The 17,895-nt window shown below is 42.1% G+C and carries 14 protein-coding genes; 9 read left to right on the top strand and 5 right to left on the bottom strand.

The genetic code is table 11. The features are described from left to right. The first annotated feature begins 16 nt into the window (after positions 1–16). From treP to CN378_RS10905, 4 genes are all read left to right on the top strand, one after another. Positions 17–1,432, top strand: coding sequence for a PTS system trehalose-specific EIIBC component (gene treP / locus CN378_RS10920; protein ID WP_098351923.1), 1,416 nt, complete (start codon positions 17–19; stop codon positions 1,430–1,432). 334 nt (positions 1,433–1,766) lie between these two features. Then, positions 1,767–3,452 (top strand): alpha,alpha-phosphotrehalase, encoded by a 1,686-nt coding sequence (gene treC, locus CN378_RS10915; protein ID WP_098351922.1) that lies wholly within the window; start codon positions 1,767–1,769, stop codon positions 3,450–3,452. Positions 3,453–3,576: 124 nt separating this feature from the next. After that, on the top strand, positions 3,577–3,825 hold the full coding sequence (locus CN378_RS10910) for a hypothetical protein (protein WP_098351921.1): 249 nt from the start codon (positions 3,577–3,579) through the stop codon (positions 3,823–3,825). A gap of 72 nt (positions 3,826–3,897) precedes the next feature. Next, positions 3,898–4,065 carry an aspartyl-phosphate phosphatase Spo0E family protein gene (locus CN378_RS10905; protein WP_098351920.1) on the top strand — a complete coding sequence of 56 codons (168 nt, stop codon included), beginning with the start codon at positions 3,898–3,900 and terminating at the stop codon, positions 4,063–4,065. Positions 4,066–4,094: 29 nt separating this feature from the next. On the opposite strand, the gene CN378_RS10900 is transcribed toward CN378_RS10905, so the two are convergent. Next, positions 4,095–4,703 (bottom strand): Cif family virulence factor, encoded by a 609-nt coding sequence (locus CN378_RS10900; protein ID WP_098351919.1) that lies wholly within the window; start codon positions 4,701–4,703, stop codon positions 4,095–4,097. 118 nt (positions 4,704–4,821) lie between these two features. Between CN378_RS10900 and treR the strand changes: the two genes are divergently transcribed. After that, on the top strand, positions 4,822–5,544 hold the full coding sequence (gene treR, locus CN378_RS10895; protein WP_098351918.1) for a trehalose operon repressor: 723 nt from the start codon (positions 4,822–4,824) through the stop codon (positions 5,542–5,544). A 222-nt stretch (positions 5,545–5,766) separates the two neighbouring features. On the opposite strand, the gene CN378_RS10890 is transcribed toward treR, so the two are convergent. Together CN378_RS10890 and CN378_RS10885 are read right to left on the bottom strand one after the other, a co-directional pair. Next, a complete protein-coding gene (locus CN378_RS10890; RefSeq protein ID WP_098351917.1) occupies positions 5,767–6,444 on the bottom strand; it encodes a response regulator in 678 nt (225 codons plus the stop codon). 29 nt (positions 6,445–6,473) lie between these two features. Beyond that, positions 6,474–7,616: a sensor histidine kinase gene (locus tag CN378_RS10885; RefSeq protein ID WP_098351916.1), complete on the bottom strand. Its 1,143-nt coding sequence runs from the start codon at positions 7,614–7,616 to the stop codon at positions 6,474–6,476. A 528-nt stretch (positions 7,617–8,144) separates the two neighbouring features. On the opposite strand from CN378_RS10885, the gene CN378_RS10880 reads away from it, so the two are divergent. Continuing rightward, positions 8,145–8,777, top strand: coding sequence for a YigZ family protein (locus tag CN378_RS10880; RefSeq protein ID WP_098351915.1), 633 nt, complete (start codon positions 8,145–8,147; stop codon positions 8,775–8,777). A 198-nt stretch (positions 8,778–8,975) separates the two neighbouring features. Beyond that, entirely contained in the window at positions 8,976–9,974 is a 999-nt protein-coding gene (locus CN378_RS10875; RefSeq protein ID WP_098351914.1) for an LCP family protein, read from the top strand. Between the two features lie 139 nt (positions 9,975–10,113). Here the strand turns inward: CN378_RS10875 and CN378_RS10870 are convergent, their stop codons facing one another. After that, a complete protein-coding gene (locus CN378_RS10870) occupies positions 10,114–11,163 on the bottom strand; it encodes a glycosyltransferase family 4 protein (protein ID WP_098351913.1) in 1,050 nt (349 codons plus the stop codon). Positions 11,164–11,523: 360 nt separating this feature from the next. On the opposite strand from CN378_RS10870, the gene secA2 reads away from it, so the two are divergent. Continuing rightward, positions 11,524–13,890 carry an accessory Sec system translocase SecA2 gene (secA2, locus tag CN378_RS10865; protein ID WP_098351912.1) on the top strand — a complete coding sequence of 789 codons (2,367 nt, stop codon included), beginning with the start codon at positions 11,524–11,526 and terminating at the stop codon, positions 13,888–13,890. A 4-nt stretch (positions 13,891–13,894) separates the two neighbouring features. Beyond that, positions 13,895–14,800, top strand: a complete 906-nt coding sequence (locus CN378_RS10860; protein WP_098351911.1) for an accessory Sec system S-layer assembly protein — start codon at positions 13,895–13,897, stop codon at positions 14,798–14,800. Positions 14,801–14,848: 48 nt separating this feature from the next. On the opposite strand, the gene CN378_RS10855 is transcribed toward CN378_RS10860, so the two are convergent. Then, positions 14,849–17,365: a phosphodiester glycosidase family protein gene (locus CN378_RS10855; protein WP_142323594.1), complete on the bottom strand. Its 2,517-nt coding sequence runs from the start codon at positions 17,363–17,365 to the stop codon at positions 14,849–14,851. Positions 17,366–17,895 lie beyond the last annotated feature (530 nt).

Raw genomic sequence — 17,895 nt, 5'->3', positions numbered from 1 at the left:
CAAGGGAGGGAATTTCATGAGCGTGAAACGTGAAGACGTTCTCGAAATCATTGAAGCGATTGGCGGCAAGGATAATATCCGCACAGCCACTCATTGCGTGACTCGTCTTCGGCTGGTGCTGAATGATGAGAAAAAGGTTGATAAAGAAAGATTAGAGGCAATTGATCTGGTGAAGGGTTCGTTCTCCTCAAACGGTCAGTTCCAGGTTGTCATCGGACAAGGTCTTGTGAATAAAGCGTATCAAATTTTGGCAGAAGAAACGGGGATCGAACAGGCATCGAAGCAGGATGTGAAGGATGCCGCGACTCAGAACCTGAATCCCCTTCAGCGTGCCATCAAGGTACTGGCGGATATCTTCATTCCGATCCTGCCGGCAATCGTAACGGCTGGTTTGTTGATGGGTCTGAATAATATCCTGACAGGACCGGGGATTTTCTATGATGAGAAATCGGTCATCGATGTTCATAAGCAGTGGGCTGATTTTGCCTCGATCATTAACTTGATTGCCAACACGGCCTTTGTGTTCCTGCCAGGGTTGATCGGTTGGTCAGCGGTCAAGCGTTTTGGCGGAAGTCCGTTACTCGGTATCGTTTTAGGTCTTATGCTTGTTCATCCGGACTTACTGAACGCTTGGTCATATGCAAGTGCCGAGAAGATTCCTACATGGAACTTATTCGGATTTGAAGTCGACAAGATCGGGTATCAGGGACAAGTTCTCCCGATCCTCTTCGCTTCCTATCTATTAGCGAAGATTGAAATGTTCCTGGATAAGAGAGTTCATGACTCCATCAAGCTCTTAGTCGTGGCACCTGTGGCCCTTCTGATTACCGGATTTGCCGCGTTCATCCTGATTGGACCTGTGACCTTCTTCATTGGTAACATGCTCACGGATAGCGTCGTGTGGGTGTTCGATCACGTATCATGGTTAGGTGGTCTCCTGTATGGTGGTTTATACGCCGTTATGGTTATCACAGGTATGCACCATACCTTCCTTGCAGTAGACTTGCAGCTGGTCGGTAGTGAGGGTGGAACATTCCTATGGCCGATCCTTGCACTTTCAAATATTGCACAAGGTTCAGCAGCGCTTGCCATGATGGTTGTAGCGAAAAAAGAAAACGAAAAGCTTCGCGGCTTGGCGGGTACATCTGCCATCTCGGCTTATCTTGGAATTACAGAACCGGCGATGTTCGGGGTGAACCTGCGCTACCGCTATCCGTTCATCAGTGCTTTGATCGGGTCTGCAATCGGTGGTGTACTCCTAGCGATGACAGGAACGAAAGCATTCTCCATCGGGGTAGGTGGATTACCTGGATTCCTATCCATCATTCCTGAATACTGGCTGCCGTTCTTCATCGGAATGGCCATCTGTATCGTCGTACCGTTCGTACTGACAATCGTCTGGTCCAAATTCAGCAAAAAAGAAGCAGTATAAACATTAGAGAGAAAACAGTTGCAACAACTTGTATATACAAGCTAAACTAAGGGGGACAAATAAATTCTTAGCACTTGCCTGTAAAGGAAAGTGACGGGGATGGTTTGTCCCCTTTTTCATTAGAGGGACGGACCTTCAAATCTGCGGTTTTTGAAGCGTCCTTTCCTATTAGATAAGTGTTTGAGACGAAAAGTGGAAGGTCCGTCCCTCTTAAAAGACAGACCTCCTGAGAACAAATACCATAAGAACAATGTTTATTCTTGATTAAAACGGCGGATGAGCAAAAAAAGTGAGGTCCGTCCCTCAAAAATATGTGAAGGATGGTGTATGGAATATGAAGCAGCCTTGGTGGAAGAAGTCGGTTGTGTATCAGATTTATCCGAAGAGTTTTTATGATACGTCGGGGAATGGCGTTGGGGATATTAAGGGGATTACGGCGAAGCTGGATTATTTGAAGGAGCTTGGGATTGATGTGGTGTGGATTACGCCTATTTATAAGTCTCCGCAGAATGATAACGGCTATGACATTAGCGATTACTTTAACATTCACGATGAGTACGGGACGATGGAGGATTTCGATGAGCTCCTGGAAGAGGCCCACGCGCGCGGAATCAAGATCATCATGGACATCGTGATCAATCATACGTCGACGGAGAATCAGTGGTTCATCGAGTCACGGAAGTCGAAGGACAATGAGTACCGTAATTTCTATATTTGGAAGGACGGCAAGGAGGACGGCTCCGAGCCGACCAACTGGCAGTCGAAGTTCGGGGGCAATGCGTGGCAGTATGATGAGGAGACCGGTCAGTACTATCTCCACCTCTTTGACGTGACGCAGGCCGATTTGAACTGGGAGAACGATGAGGTCCGAAAGAAACTGTATGACATGATGCACTTCTGGTTGAAGAAGGGCGTCGACGGCTTCCGTCTGGATGTCATCAACCTCATCTCCAAGGATCAGGATTTCCCTGATGACGACGGATCCGTGGCACCAGGGGACGGGCGCAAGTTCTACACGGACGGTCCCAAGGTTCACGAGTATATGCAGGAAATGAACAAGGAAGTCTTCTCTCAATACGACATCATGACCGTCGGGGAAATGTCTTCCACGACGATCGATCATTGTATTAAGTATTCAAACCCTGAACGCAACGAGCTCAGCATGACCTTCAATTTCCACCATCTGAAGGTGGATTATCCAGGCGGGGAGAAATGGTCCGTCGCTGACTTCGACTTCCTGAAGCTGAAGAATATCCTTTCTACCTGGCAGCGTGAAATGCACAAAGGCGGTGGCTGGAATGCCCTCTTCTGGTGCAACCATGACCAGCCGCGGATCGTGTCCCGCTACGGTGACGACGGAGAGTACCGCACGGAATCGGCGAAGATGCTCGCGACGACGATCCATATGATGCAGGGAACCCCTTATATCTATCAGGGGGAAGAGTTCGGGATGACGAATCCGAAATTCACGAGCATCGACGAATACCGTGATGTTGAGTCCATCAACATTTTCAATATTTTAAAAGGACAAGGAAAATCGGAAGAAGAGATCCTCGAGATCCTGCGCCATAAATCACGCGACAACTCTAGGACACCAGTCCAGTGGAACAGAGAAGAAAATGCCGGATTCACAAAGGGCACTCCTTGGATCCCTGTTGCCAGGAACTATCAGGAAATCAACGCTGAACAAGCGTTAGAAGACGAAAACTCTGTCTTCTATCACTATCAGAAGCTGAACCTCCTCCGCAAGGAATATGACATCATCATTGATGGAGACTATCAGCTGATTCTGGAAGATCACCCTGAGATTTTTGCCTATGTACGCAATGGGGACGGTGAGAAGTTACTTGTAGTGAATAACTTCTATGGCCGTGAGACGGAGTTCACGCTGCCTGATGAGGTGGATGTGGAAGGCTGGACGAGTGAGGTTCTTATTTCAAATTATAAGGATACGGAGAATGAGTATGGGAACTTGACTCTTCGTCCTTATGAGTCTGTTGTCTTCAGGTTTACAAAATAATAAAGCAAAAAAGGCATTGTTTACTAACGACAATGCCTTTTTTATGTAAAAAAACAGTGTTTTTCAAACCATTATTTGGGTAAAAGGTATTTAGTTCAAGAAAACACTTACCAGGAGGATTCATATGTTTCAAGATAATCCGTCTCTTAGAAAAACGATCCGGATCGGACTGCTTGTATTTGCCATCATGGCCTTCATCAGCGGAACCATGCCACTGGCCATCATCAGCCCTGCGATTCTTTCAGGGACTTCCATGCCTGACCAGTTTCCCGCGTTCGCCATCATTGCCGTTGTTAACTACAGTTTTGCTGTCATTTTACTCTTGGTCCGTTCGAAATTTTTCAAGAAAAAGTTGGATCAAGGTCAACAATAGTAAACCTTTTATAAAAGTCAGTTAACATTTAAATTCTCATGTGGGATAATAAAGCAAAAAGGAGTTCCTGCCATGGACGTAACGCTAAAAGTTCAAGTCACCCATTTAGAAATGGAAAAAAAGCGCTTGGAACTGCAATATTTTGCCCTGCACCACGGTTTCACGCACCCCACCACTGTAAGGCTTAGCCAGGAACTCGATCAGCTGTTTAACCTTTATCTTCAATTAAACCAAAAATAAAAGGGTGTGCCCCGGCACACCCTTTTACCTTATTCTGTTGCTTCCTCTTCCCCTTGACTCGCCAAGAAGAAAATCGCCGCAACCTTCCATCCATCCTCTTTCTTATGGAACACGGTTACCTGCTTCCCGGAACGGGTCACTTCCTTATCACTGTTCGGATCCTTCGTCGTGGCTTTGATCTCCGCATACACATCCGCCTTCTTGCCGGCAGCATAGTTGATGATCTTCACGTTATCCACTGTACGCTTCGAATCGACAGAATCAAAGATCTGCTTCACATAGCGCTCTTCATCTTCGTACTTAAAGTTCACCGGTGTTTTTGAGATGACACTCATGTAGGATTCGAAATCCTCTTCGTTAAAGGCATTGATATATTGATCAAAGGCAGCGTTGATCGCCGTCTTTTCTTCTTCCGGGATCCCTTCTGCTTCCTTCAGTTCGCTTGCGTCCTCCACGATTTGCGTCATCTGATTTAATGATGCCGCCTCATCTGTCGCGGGGTCTTCACTCGGGCTGACCTCTTCTGTCTTAGCTGTATCTTTTTCTTCCTTCTTCTCTTCGTCTGCTCCACAAGCACCCAATAATAATGTACTCATGCCAATTCCCATCATGATTTTCTTCCAATGCTGTTTCGACAATGCTCTTCACCCTTTTCTACAATTTGCACTATCTCCATTCTATTGAAAATATTCACAACACTCAAGTTGAATCTCATTTCTTCCTATTAATTATGGTAAAATAATAGCAGGTGATATTATGACGAAGAGCAATAAATACAAACAAATCTTTGAAGATCTCTCTGAAAAAATACAGAATGGTACGTATACAGCGAATTCGATCCTGCCATCTGAAAACGAGCTTTCGGTGATCTATGCCACTTCACGTGAGACTATTCGTAAAGCGCTTACATTATTGGCCCAAAAAGGATTTATTCAAAAGCTGCGTGGCAAAGGCTCCCTCGTACTCGACGTATCCCGTATGAGCTTTCCGATATCCGGGCTTGTGAGTTTCAAGGAGCTGCAAACTTCCATGGGGCGGGACCAGATCGAAACCTTCGTTCACGACTTCGGATTGATCTCTGCCGATGATGAAGTCGCTACTCATCTGGAGACCACTCGTGACGCTGAAGTGTGGAAAGTCGTCCGCTCCCGTAAAATCGGCGGCGAGCGGATCATCCTGGACAAGTCCTATTTCTTAAAAGAGCAAGTCCCTTTACTGACAAAAGAAATCTGTGAAAACTCCATTTATGAGTATTTAGAAGGTACACTCGAACTGCCGATCGATTTTGCGAAAAAAGAAATCGTCGTGGAAGAGTGTACCGATGAGGACAGGAAATATCTTGATCTGAACGAATATGACCATGTCGTCGTCGTAAAGAATTATGTCCATTTGAAGGATGCAACGCTGTTTGAGTATACGGAGTCGCGCCACCGATTGGATATGTTCCGATTTGTTGATTTTGCACGGAGAAAGCATTAGAGTGGTTCCACTTCCTGGGCATGGGGAGTGGTTTTTTTAAGTGTCTGTGGAATTCAGCTGCTGAAATTCAGCCTATATTCAGCAGCTGAGTCTACCCCCTTTTTTCGCCTGCCGATCCACAAACAACCCATCCTCCAACAAACAAATCAAAAAACGGCCCTCCACCAGGAAGGGCCGTTCTCTCAACAACAAATTAACAATACTCTATCTACCAACCAATACTTATCGTACTTCCACCCAGCCATTTTTAATCGCAGTCACCACTGCCTGGGTACGGTCGTTCACGTTCATTTTTTGAAGTATATTACTTACATGATTTTTAACAGTCTTTTCACTGATGTATAATCCTTCACCGATACCACGGTTGCTCTTACCGTCCGCAAGCATTTGCAGAACTTCACACTCGCGTCGCGTTAATAGGTGAAGCGGGCGGCGAACTTCGGATTGCTGGAATCCGCCTGAGTTTTGGGCGTTTGCCAGGCGCTTGTATTCCGCAACCAGGTTGTGCGTCACTTTAGGATGGACGTATGAACCACCTTCAGCCACAATCTTAACCGCTTCTACAAGCGCTTCTGAATCCATCTCTTTTAATAAGTATCCCAGTGCCCCTGTTTTCAATGCATGGTTCACATAGTTCTCATCGTCGTGAATGGATAAGATGATGACTTTCGTATCAGGGTATCTGTCCATTAATTCACGCGTTGCTTCCACACCATTTGTTTCAGGCATGTTGATATCCATAAGAACAACGTCGGGTTCATGTGTTTCAACCAGGTTCATCGCTTCTGAACCGTCATCACCTTCTGCTACTACGTTGAAAGAAGGTTCGAATTCGAGGATTCGTTTAACCCCTTCTCTGAAAAGCTGATGATCGTCAATGATAACAATATTTGTTGCCATATCTTTCGCCTCCCTAAACCTTGGAAAATTTACATATTAAGCGGAACTTGGATCAGGATGACCGTCCCAGTTCCTACTTTTGAGTCAATCGTGATGTCTCCTTCGAGAAGGTCGACACGTTCTTTCATCCCCATGATGCCAAAGGATCCCGTTTTCTGCTTCTCTTTATCGAATCCTTTGCCGTTGTCTTTGACAACAACTGTTATTTGGTCTTTCTTTACTTCTACTTTAACTTGGATATGTGAAGCTTCAGCGTGCTTAAGAGCATTCTGGACACTTTCTTGTACTAATCGAAACAGAGCGACTTCGAATTTTGAAGGAAGTCTGATATCGAGCCCCATATTCACAAACTGAATGGAGGTTTCCTGGTTATACTCTTCGATTGTACTCAAGTATTTTTTGAGGGTCGGAATCAATCCTAGGTCATCAAGCGCCATCGGTCTTAGATCATAAATAATGCGTCGGACCTCATAAAGGGCTGAGCGGACCATCCGTTTGAGATCGCGGATTTCCCTGATGGCATCATCTGTACCTTTTTCGCGGTACACACGCTCGATTAAATCGGAGCGCATCAGTACATTCGCCATCATTTGCGCAGGGCCGTCATGAATTTCACGGGAAAGACGTTTCCGCTCGTCTTCCTGGGCCTCTATGATCTTAAGACCGAAATCCTGCCGCTGCTTTGCGTCCTCTAACGCCTCATTTACCTGCCTTAAGTCACTATTCAAATAATTGAGAACGACGGATATTTGTGAGCAAAGATTCTCTGCCTTTTCAATCGTGTCCCCGAGTGTTTGCAAGCGTCTTTCCAGTTCATCCCGGCGATCCCGAAGCTGCTTTTCCTGCTGTCTGTTCATGGATAGCTTCATCTGCAGGTCATGAGCCTTCTCATACGCTTCCCTTACCTGGTCCTCTGAATAGGTTTGGAAATGCTTGCTGACTTCAGAAAGTCTGAGCCGGGCAAACTTTGATTTCTGTTGGAGGTCATCTCCTTCATCGATCACCCTGAGGACCATTTCTTTCACTTCCAGTAATTCTCTCATCAAATCTTCATAATCAGTTCGACATTGCTCGCCAATCTGGAAGATCTCATCCTTACTTTCGTCAACCGTATCGACCATCTTTTTCAGGATGCTATCCAACATCTTGGTGTCTATTTTTTTAAGTGACACGGTACACCCCTCTTTTGTTCCACAATAGTAGTCCGCCTAACTTCATGAAAACTATCCTTACATAGTAATAATCGGTTTAATAAGCTATGGAAACAGTTGCGATAACAAGTCCATAGACCTACTTTTCATCTATAATAGATAGTACCTCTTATCAATTCAATGCAAAGTCACTAAATTCCTTTATTCATCTAGGCATATTCCTACGTAATACTTCTACCAAGGGATTACTCGCTCATGTTAAAAAGAGAATGAATGGGAATTTCTTAGACCATTCGCCTACCCCTTAAAGAGCGTTGGAACAACTGAAGTATTACTATCAGCGTCCATTATACCATGTCACATATTGTCGGAGATTAAAGTTTGATTACATTGTATTACCATTATTTCATGGAGAACCAGTTTTTGCCTGACAAAATACCCCTTGCAGTTTCCAAATTGTGCATTCTTCATCATTTTTATATATAGTAGTATTAGGATAAAAGCGCGTATTTTGTCGCAAGTTGCGACAAAGTGAAAGGAGACATGATTTTGCTACATTACTATAATACAGTCAAGGGTTTCGGAGAACATGAAATCAATATCGAACGCTCCAGATTTATCACTTATATAGAGCGAGTTGAAACAGAAGAAGAAGCACAGGAATTCATTGCTTCTATAAAGAAAAAGCATCATGATGCCAATCATAACTGTTCTGCTTATATGATCGGTGAACATAATCTGATCCAAAAAGCGAATGATGACGGCGAGCCGAGCGGTACAGCCGGGGTTCCCATGCTTGAGGTGTTAAAGAAACGAAACTTGAAAGACACGGTCGTCGTGGTAACACGTTATTTCGGCGGTATCAAGCTTGGTGCAGGCGGGCTGATCCGTGCGTATGGACGGGCTGTCTCTGAAGGGCTGAATGCAACGGGGATTGTCGAGAGACGTCTGATGCGGGTGATGAAGACCAAAATCGATTATACGTGGCTGGGTAAGGTTGAGAATGAAGTGAGATCATCTCATTATCAACTGAAAGACATTCATTACCTAGATGCTGTTGAGGTTGAAGTGTACGTAGAGGAAGCGTCTAAGGATCAGTTTATAGATTGGATGACGGAGCTTACCAATGGGCAGGGTGAGATTTCCGAGGGGTATATTGAGTACCTGGAGGAAGCATTGTAGGTCTTCACTGAGGGACGGACCTCCGTTTTGGAGGTCCGTCCCTCACCTGTAATGAAAATTTCATTTTACGATTGATTAGTTACATAGTAAAATAATATTTGGTATATTTCGTCGAATTTTAAGGGATTCAATAATTTTTTGAATGCTTACATATCTATTTCAAGACCACCTAACGATCATAAAGGAGTTTTTATTTTTATGCCCATAGACAGAGACTATAAGAGAACAGTTAAACGGAAAAAACGACGAAGAAGAGTTGTTTTTTTCCTCATCCTTCCTATGTTACTCATTGCATTTTCAGCTGCAGGGTATGGTGCTTACTTGTACAAAAAAGCAGAGACGGTATTCTCGAGCTCATACCAAGATCTTGATGGAAGGAAAAAATCAGAAAAACGTGAAAAAGCTGTGGATCCCAAAAATGATAACGTATCTGTACTCTTTATTGGTGTTGATGGTAGTGATAGCCGGGATTTTGGAGAGAAAACGAGATCCGATGCACTTATGCTTGCCACATTAAATGAAAAAGAAAAAACAGTAAAACTTGTTAGCATCCCTCGAGATTCATATGTTTATATTCCTGAGGTCGGCTACGAAACCAAAATCAACCATGCTCACTACTTCGGTGGTCCCAAAGCAACCATTGAGACAGTCGAAGAAACTATAGATATTCCAGTGGACTATTATGTGAAGATGAATTTTTACGCTTTCATGGATGTGATAGATGCCCTGGATGGAATTAAAGTGGACGTTCCTTATGAACTATATGAAAAAGATGCCGAAGATAATAATAGGGCTATCCATCTGCAACCTGGCTATCAAAAACTGAACGGAGAAGAAGCACTCGCTCTTGCTCGCACTCGTAAACAAGATAACGATATTGAACGCGGAAAAAGACAGCAAGAGATAATTAAAGCAGTTATGAAAAGAGCAGTATCAGCCAATTCTGTTTCCAAGTACGACGACATCATAGAAGCTATAGGGAATAATATGGAAACCAATATGACTTTTGAAGAGATGAAGTCTCTTACTAGTTATGGTTTAAATGGAAAGCTTGATTTGGAAACTTTATCCCTCGCAGGTGAAGACGAGTATATTGATGGTACATACTACTGGTCGTTGGATGAAGAAGAATTAGATAAAGTCAGCGAAACATTAAAGCATCATTTAGAAATTAAAGAAGATGTTTCAATGGATTAATCAACTGGTAATGAAGAAGAAGACCGTTTAGACTATTCTAAACGGTCTTCTTCTTTTATTCACGGAACATCAAGAATAATATGTTTAGATGAAACAAAAAATAAAAAAACCAGGTTCAAATTTGAACCCGATTTTTATCTTAACTGTTGTTTCGTTTTGTTTTCATGAATTTCAGTAAAGGCTGGTGGTCATTTCCTATAAGCCCGATACTTTCAACAAAGATCTGAATAGCGAATAATAGGACGGCAATGAAAATGAGTGACCCCCAAACCGTTGATTGGGAGAAGATAAGTGCCGCAAGACCGAATAGGGCTGCAATTGCGTAAATAATTAATACAGTTTGCTTATGTGAGTATCCCATTCGTAATAAACAGTGATGCAAATGTGATTTGTCTGGAGCGGATAAAGGTTGCTTGTTAACAAATCGTCTAATGATCGCGTAGAACGTATCTGAAATCGGAACACCTAAGATAATAACCGGAATGATTAAGGACACAACTGTAATGTTCTTAAAGCCAAGTAAAGCCAGAACAGAAATCATATAACCTAAGAACAGAGCCCCTGTATCTCCCATGAATATCTTCGCAGGGTGAAAATTATAAAATAAAAATCCGATTGTACTAACAAGAAGGATTGATGCCATAACAGCTACAAATGTATCTCCCATAATAACAGCCATACCAGCGATGGTGATGAGTGCAATGGAGGAAACTCCAGCCGCCAAACCATCCAGGCCGTCAATTAGATTAATTGCGTTGGTCACCCCTACAATCCAGATAATGGTTAAGGGAATACTCATAAAACCGAATTCAATTTGACCGCCAAATGGCAAGTTAATAAATTCTACCTGAGCACCGCCCCATACAACTACCAATAGGGCTGCAATAATTTGACCTAAAAGCTTATATTTGGCTGAAAGCTCAATCATATCATCCAACATACCTGTCACGACTATTATGGCAGCACCTGCCAAAATGGCCGTTGAATAAACATTCTCAGGTTGCAGGATAATAACTCCTAATACAAAGCTTAAAAATATGGCTAATCCGCCAAGACGAGGCATGATTTTTTGATGTACTTTTCGTTGATTGGGTCGATCAGTTGCTCCGATTTTAAACGCAAGCATTTTTACTAATGGTGTAAGAATAATCGAGGCAATAAAGCATATAAACAAGGTTAAGTAAACCATGTAGTACCTCCTTAATGATATCATATCCAAAAAAGGATCATTTCATATTGTTATTTATATCTAATTGAACCATCTCTTCGGATTCAGTCATTTTCATTATTCAGTAAAGCAAATCCAAAAATGATTATACCACTTAGTCTCCTTGTTTCATATACTAAATTTCTACGACTATACCAAAAGAGCCGAAAGTATGATGGTATATCCTTGTTATACCCTTCTATAATAAGACGACAAACATCACGTAAAAGTTGCATAATTTTGCTAATTTTTCAAGCTAGTAGTCTTTTTTTCTCAATTTTGATAAGATTAACTAATGATGGCGTACATATCTATGGAACTGGTTAAGGAGAGAAAATATCAATGATTAAACTTTTAAAAAAGGCAGCAAATCAATCTGAACGCCAATTAAAAAAATATCATAAACAAGTAGAAAAAATAAATACAATGGAAGAAACCTATGCAGAGTATTCAGACGAACAATTAAGGGGGATGACTGAATCCTTTAAGGAACAACTCCTCTCAGGTAATTCTCTTGAAGATATTACGACGGATGCGTTCGCTGTAGTTCGCGAAGCCTCTAAACGGGTTCTTGGGATGAGACATTATGATGTCCAGTTAATTGGGGGGCTGGTTCTCGCTGAAGGTAATATATCTGAAATGGCTACCGGAGAAGGTAAAACACTTGTAGCTTCCCTCTCCTCTTATCTTCGCGCACTTGAAGGAAAAGGTGTTCATGTTATTACCGTGAATGAGTACCTTGCCAAGCGGGATCGTGAGCAAATCGGTCGTATACATGAGTTTCTGGGACTGACAGTTGGATTGAATCTCCCAATGATGGATCCGGGTCTTAAGAAAGCAGCTTATAATGCGGATATTACATATGGAGTCGGAGTTGAATTCGGGTTTGATTTTTTACGGGACAACATGGCGCGTAAAAATGAAGACAAAGTTCAAAGGCCTTTTCATTATGCCATTATTGATGAAATTGACAGTGTCCTGATTGATGAAGCGAAGACACCTCTAATCATTGCAGGGAAGATGTCAGCCAGTGCGGACCTTCACTATATTGCGGCAAAGTTGGCCAAACGGTTCGAGCGTGAAACTGATTACGATTTTGATGAAGAAACGAAATCCACCAGTCTAACCGAGATCGGTATCAGTAAGGTAGAAAAAGCGTTCGGAGTCGACAATCTTTATGAACTCGAACATCAAACCCTCTACCACTACGTGATTCAAGCTGTCCGCGCTCATGTGATGTTTGAGCGTGATGTAGACTATATCGTGCAAGAAGGTAAAATCCAGCTCGTTGACATGTTTACCGGACGTGTCATGGAGGGACGGACCTTAAGTGATGGACTTCATCAGGCACTCGAAGCTAAAGAAGGTTTAGAAATCACCCAGGAAAACAAGACACAGGCACAAATTACTATTCAAAACTATTACAGAATGTACCCCATGCTATCAGGGATGACGGGAACGGCGAAAACGGAAGAAAAAGAATTTCGGGACGTTTATAATATGCAGGTAATATCCATCCCAACCAATCGTCCCAAAATTAGAGTCGATATGCAGGACCGGGTATATCAGACGACTCAGCAGAAATACGATGCGATGCTCGACGAAGTAACAGAGCGTCACCGTACGGGTCAACCGATACTGATCGGGACCACCTCCATCCTTCAGTCCGAAAAAGTGGCTAAAGTATTGGATAAATCCCGGCTTAAGTATGAATTATTAAATGCGAAAAGTGTTGAACAGGAAGTCCGCTTAATCTCAAATGCAGGCCAACGGGGACAAATTACCATTGCAACAAATATGGCCGGTCGCGGCACCGATATCATCCTTGGTGAAGGCGTTGCACAGCTTGGCGGTCTGCATGTACTAGGGACTGAGAAACATGAAAGCCGTCGCATAGATAACCAATTGCGCGGCCGTTCCGGACGTCAGGGTGACCCTGGCTCCAGCCAATTTTTCATCTCATTAGAAGATGATATGTTCCGACGCTTCGCCAAAGATGACCTGGAAAAGCTCAACAAGAAACTAAAAGTCAATTCGGATGGATTAGTGGAGAATAAAGCTATACATGAATTTGTTGAACGTACCCAACGCATTGTAGAAGGAGCCAACTACTCCATGCGTGAGTATAATTTAAAGCTGGATGACGTCATTAACGAACAGCGGAGTGTATTATACGAATTAAGAGAAAAGGCTCTTGCTGGTGAAAACCTTCTTCATACATTAAAAGCCATGGTTCAGAGCACCTATCAAAACACGCTCGACAGAACATGTTCAGAAGAGCTTCTCCCTGTAGAATGGAGAATTGATAAATTGAGTGTCTTAACCAACCAACTCTTCACAGAAAAAGTCATTTTACCAATGGAAATAGAAGACCGTAAAGAGATCGATAAATTAGTCACGCCTTGTCTTAATGACACATTGACGTTCATCGATGATTTCGATGAAGATCAAAAGCTTTCCAACACTCTTTCCCAAGTCATGATCAGCTTCATCGATCATCATTGGATTAAGCATATTGAAAGTATGACACGTCTAAAAGAAGGAATTGGGTTAAGATCGTATCAACAAGAAGATCCAATGAGGATTTACGCAAGGGAAGGCTTGGAATTATTCTCAGATATGTTCTACTCACTGGAGAAGAATATTTCTACTGAATGTATGGGTCTTCTGAAAAACCTTACAACGGATAATCAACAGGAAAAGGAGTGAAAGCATGTTTCCATTTTTCAAAAAGAAAACGGCAGATCAAATAAAGAAAACCGGAGCAGATAGCTCAGTAGCTTCCGGAGAGCTACTGAATGAGTCACAAGACCATTCTCGCACTGAAGAGGTCATGACGGAATTATCAATCCATCCTGATTGGAACTTGCCGAAAGAGAAAGAATACGTATTTCGTTTTCTGAATAACGATTTACAACCCTTAAAACCAAATCAAATTTCTTTGGCTGGTGTCGAAATAGAAAAAGAAGGCGAAGCTTTTAACGTTACTGCCTTTGTACGCAATAGCCTTTCACAAGCAATCAGTTTAGAAAAGATTGAACTCCTCTTGTTCGATGCAGATAAAAACGTCGTTGCCAGAAAAGAATTTGATCTTTCTCTATTAGGAAAAATCCCAGGAAGAAGCAGTCGGCCGTGGATGTTTATCTTTGAGAAGGAGGCTCTGGTAACAAGAGAAGTTCCTTCTGAAGGCTGGTCCCTTGCTTTCAATATCAGTTCTATGCAGCCTCATAGACTCGATTTAGATAAATCGTGGGACGAGCAATTGCCACAAAGCGAAAAAGAGAAGCTCGCTACGCTCGTGTCTAACCTGCCTAGATTAAAGTCAAAGGAATTCAATATCATGGGCGTTCAAGCAAAGTTGACAGAAAACGGGGATCTATCGACGACCGTTCTATTCAGAAATGGTAATCCAAGGTCCATTCAACTTCACCAGCTTCCTCTAGAAGTTCTTGACGCAGAGCAAGAGGTCATCGCTCAAGGTGCATTTAAATTAAATGAACTTGAAGTTCAAGCCAACACGTCTAAACCATGGACATTTATCTTTCAAAAAGAGTTGCTGAAGAAAGAGCACCCGAACTTATCAAAATGGTTGGTACGTCCCGTCCAAAATACTCATTAAAACCAAAGAAGAAGGTCCCGAGCCAACGGGACCTTCTTCTATTGATGATTATTTTATTTTGAACGGCGTGATGGAATCCTTGTCCATTAATAGGTTCTTTGTCGATTTTGCATAACGAGTTACGACTAGCCGATATTCTTTACCTGTCACGTATCCTGCCACAGGGGCCAGTACTTCTGCTGACTTGCCATTGTCGGACAACGTTACTTTTACAGGTACTCTAACACCCATTTGATCTTCAACATAGATGGTTTGATTATTAATCCATGTCTTGGACATTGGAATATTAAACTTAACGGTCCACTTTTTATGATCATCGACGATCTTCGGATTGTCTGAAGAAGAGAAAGCTTCTTCTTTCATATTAGAATAGACTGCTTGCAGCTTATCTAAATAGATGAACCCTGATCCTTTGTTGCTATCATCCGGCTCAGCAAGATACACTTGACTTAAAGTGATCGGATAAGCTATCTGAGAAGGAACTTGTGCTTCAACATACTTCCATCCAAACCAATTTAAATCTCCGTAACCTGTGAAGTCAATTGTATGCTCCTTAGCAGATGCATCCTTTACCTTCCCTCTTAACCAGTGCCCTTCACCATCTCCGTATACCCACATACCGATTTTGGTTGGTTTCCCGCTGATCTTTAAAGGATCCTTAAAATTAATATAAGAAGCAGCTACACCTGATTGTGTTTCAGAGAAGTTATATCTAAACTTCAATGAAGCACCATTTTCCTTTTCTTGTAACACTGTGTCTGTCTTCAACTTTGAAGTTGCACGAATATTTTCTGTAGAAAGGTTCGTTAAGTTGTTCAGGCTATGCAATATTTCAGGATGTGGTGATACTCTGACAGGTACCTCAACCGACTGACTTCCGAAAGTAGCGATTAGTTTACCGCTACTTTCCTTGTCGCCTGCAATAAACACACTGTTTTCAACCTTTCCTATATTCCCCTCTACGGTCCATTGAACTTTACTATCATCAAATATCAGTGGTTGACCACTGGTTGAAACGGCATTGACATCTAATTTCTGACGATCTCCAGGGATCAAACGGATAGAATTTACTTTCACTGAGAGCCTCCCTACTTCATCCACTACAGTCACAGGCAACTTGGTTGATGCATTTCCATAACGAACGACTACATATCCTTTGCCTGCTTTCGTCCCGACAAACTTCCCATTTTCTATTTCACCAATATTTCCCTCTACAGAGAGTTCCATTTTGCTTTCATCGATCGTTAATCGATTGTAGTATTGGTCAAGGATATAATCAATTTTGAAATCTGCCGAAGCACCTAAACCAATTAATCCCTCTTTTACCTGATGGGCTTTCATTATGGTTGGGTTTCCTTGTGGAGCAGTGCTCACAGCTTGCAGAATGGCTGAAACGGATCGCTCAAATCCATCGGAAGGTGAGTTCGTTAATGAAGCAAACTCATCACCAACTTTCCTTGTGACCATTGTTGTAGATCCGCCACCATCCAGATTTAAAGCATAATTCGCTCCCAAACTAACTAGATAATTGGCGAATTCTTTCAGATTCATACCTGTACTATATCCAGGTTGACGGCCATCCACCGTGACGAAGAATACTCTGTTCCCAGTAGAGTCCACCGCAACGGCTGTGTGGGGAGCTCTCTCTGTTACACGGGGACTGGTTGGATCTATGGATAACTTTGCATGTCCATTTTGAACCAGTAAAGGACCGCTTGCCAACATAAACTCTGAATCTTTCCATTTATCATTAACATTAAGGGATAACGAAACATCGTCGCCTATCTTTAAATCTCTTATTTTATCAATATCTTCTCCATGAGCAGATAGAACAAAGCCATCTTTAGGAATCGTTGCACTTGTAGACTGACCATAAGGACGAATGCTTGATACCTTTCCTGTTACCTTTTCACCAAATTTCAAATCATAGTCAACCGACTTGTTTACACCGGTTACAACCACTTCCATACCGAATGGATTCATTCGAGTATGATCAAATTTATAGCTTTGGGTAAACAGTATACTCTCATTCACTTCTCTGGAACGATTTAATCCCGATAAAGTGAAGGTTTGATTATGGTGAGAAATCGTAATCCCCATATTGTAACGATCAATTTGGCCTTGACCTTTAGCATTGATTCCAAATGCAGCAGGAGCGTACATGAAATCAGTATAAGAACTGGAGACAGCACCCAGATTAACAATCTTATCATCTTTAGCCAAGAGGTAAGCTGGTAAACGGCTATCCCAATGAAAGAATGAAGCGTTGACTCCCCCAACCACCTTGTGGCTTTCATATGTATTCCGCTTCGCCATGCCTGAAACGGTCGATAGCGAATTAATGGGGTTAGGTAAGCCCACTTCAACCTTTGTATAAGGGTCGGATAAATTCATCGTCAATGTATTTACAACATGCGTATTTCCGGAAATATTGACACTTTCTTTTTGATGATTTACCCCTGACGAAATTTGTTGGGCAAACACCGACTCCGGAACTATGAAGCTACCAAAAACAAACACAGTAACAATCAAACTATACAACATTTTTCTTAATCTAGATGACAATGATAACGCTCCTTTTGTATTATGTTTCTACTAAAATATGGGTCACTTTATAAATTATAGCGAAATTTGTAAGATTTTAAAGGGGATTTAGGAAACTTATCGTTTTATGCCGTAAGATGGTTAAAAAGTAACAAACAAAAAAGAGAAAAGCATCTCATCAAGATGAGATGCTTTTCTCTTCAACTCCGGCCTCAACCCGGCCCAACTCTCACACATATGTTAAAACAAAACAGGAATAAAACTTACATTTCCATTTTAACACATATAGTAATTCTTACAAGATGTAAATAAGTAATTTTTGGTTTTATTGGAATACATATGCACATATCTATTCACTTTTTCCTATTAAACTTGCTTTCATGAATTATTTCTTAACATTTTCTAAATCAAACCCATCTAATGAGAACGTTCCCAAATAATTAGTATTAATATTTTGTAAAGAGTAAATTTTGTAATAAATTTGACACAGTATCTGTTATAATGAACAGGGGTTGATCCATTTCGACAAGACTGTAGTAAATTAGTCTATA

It is taken from the genome of Bacillus sp. AFS015802 (assembly GCF_002561455.1).
GTDB lineage: Bacteria > Bacillota > Bacilli > Bacillales > Bacillaceae_B > Rossellomorea.
This window is presented reverse-complemented; position numbering and strand designations above follow the sequence as displayed.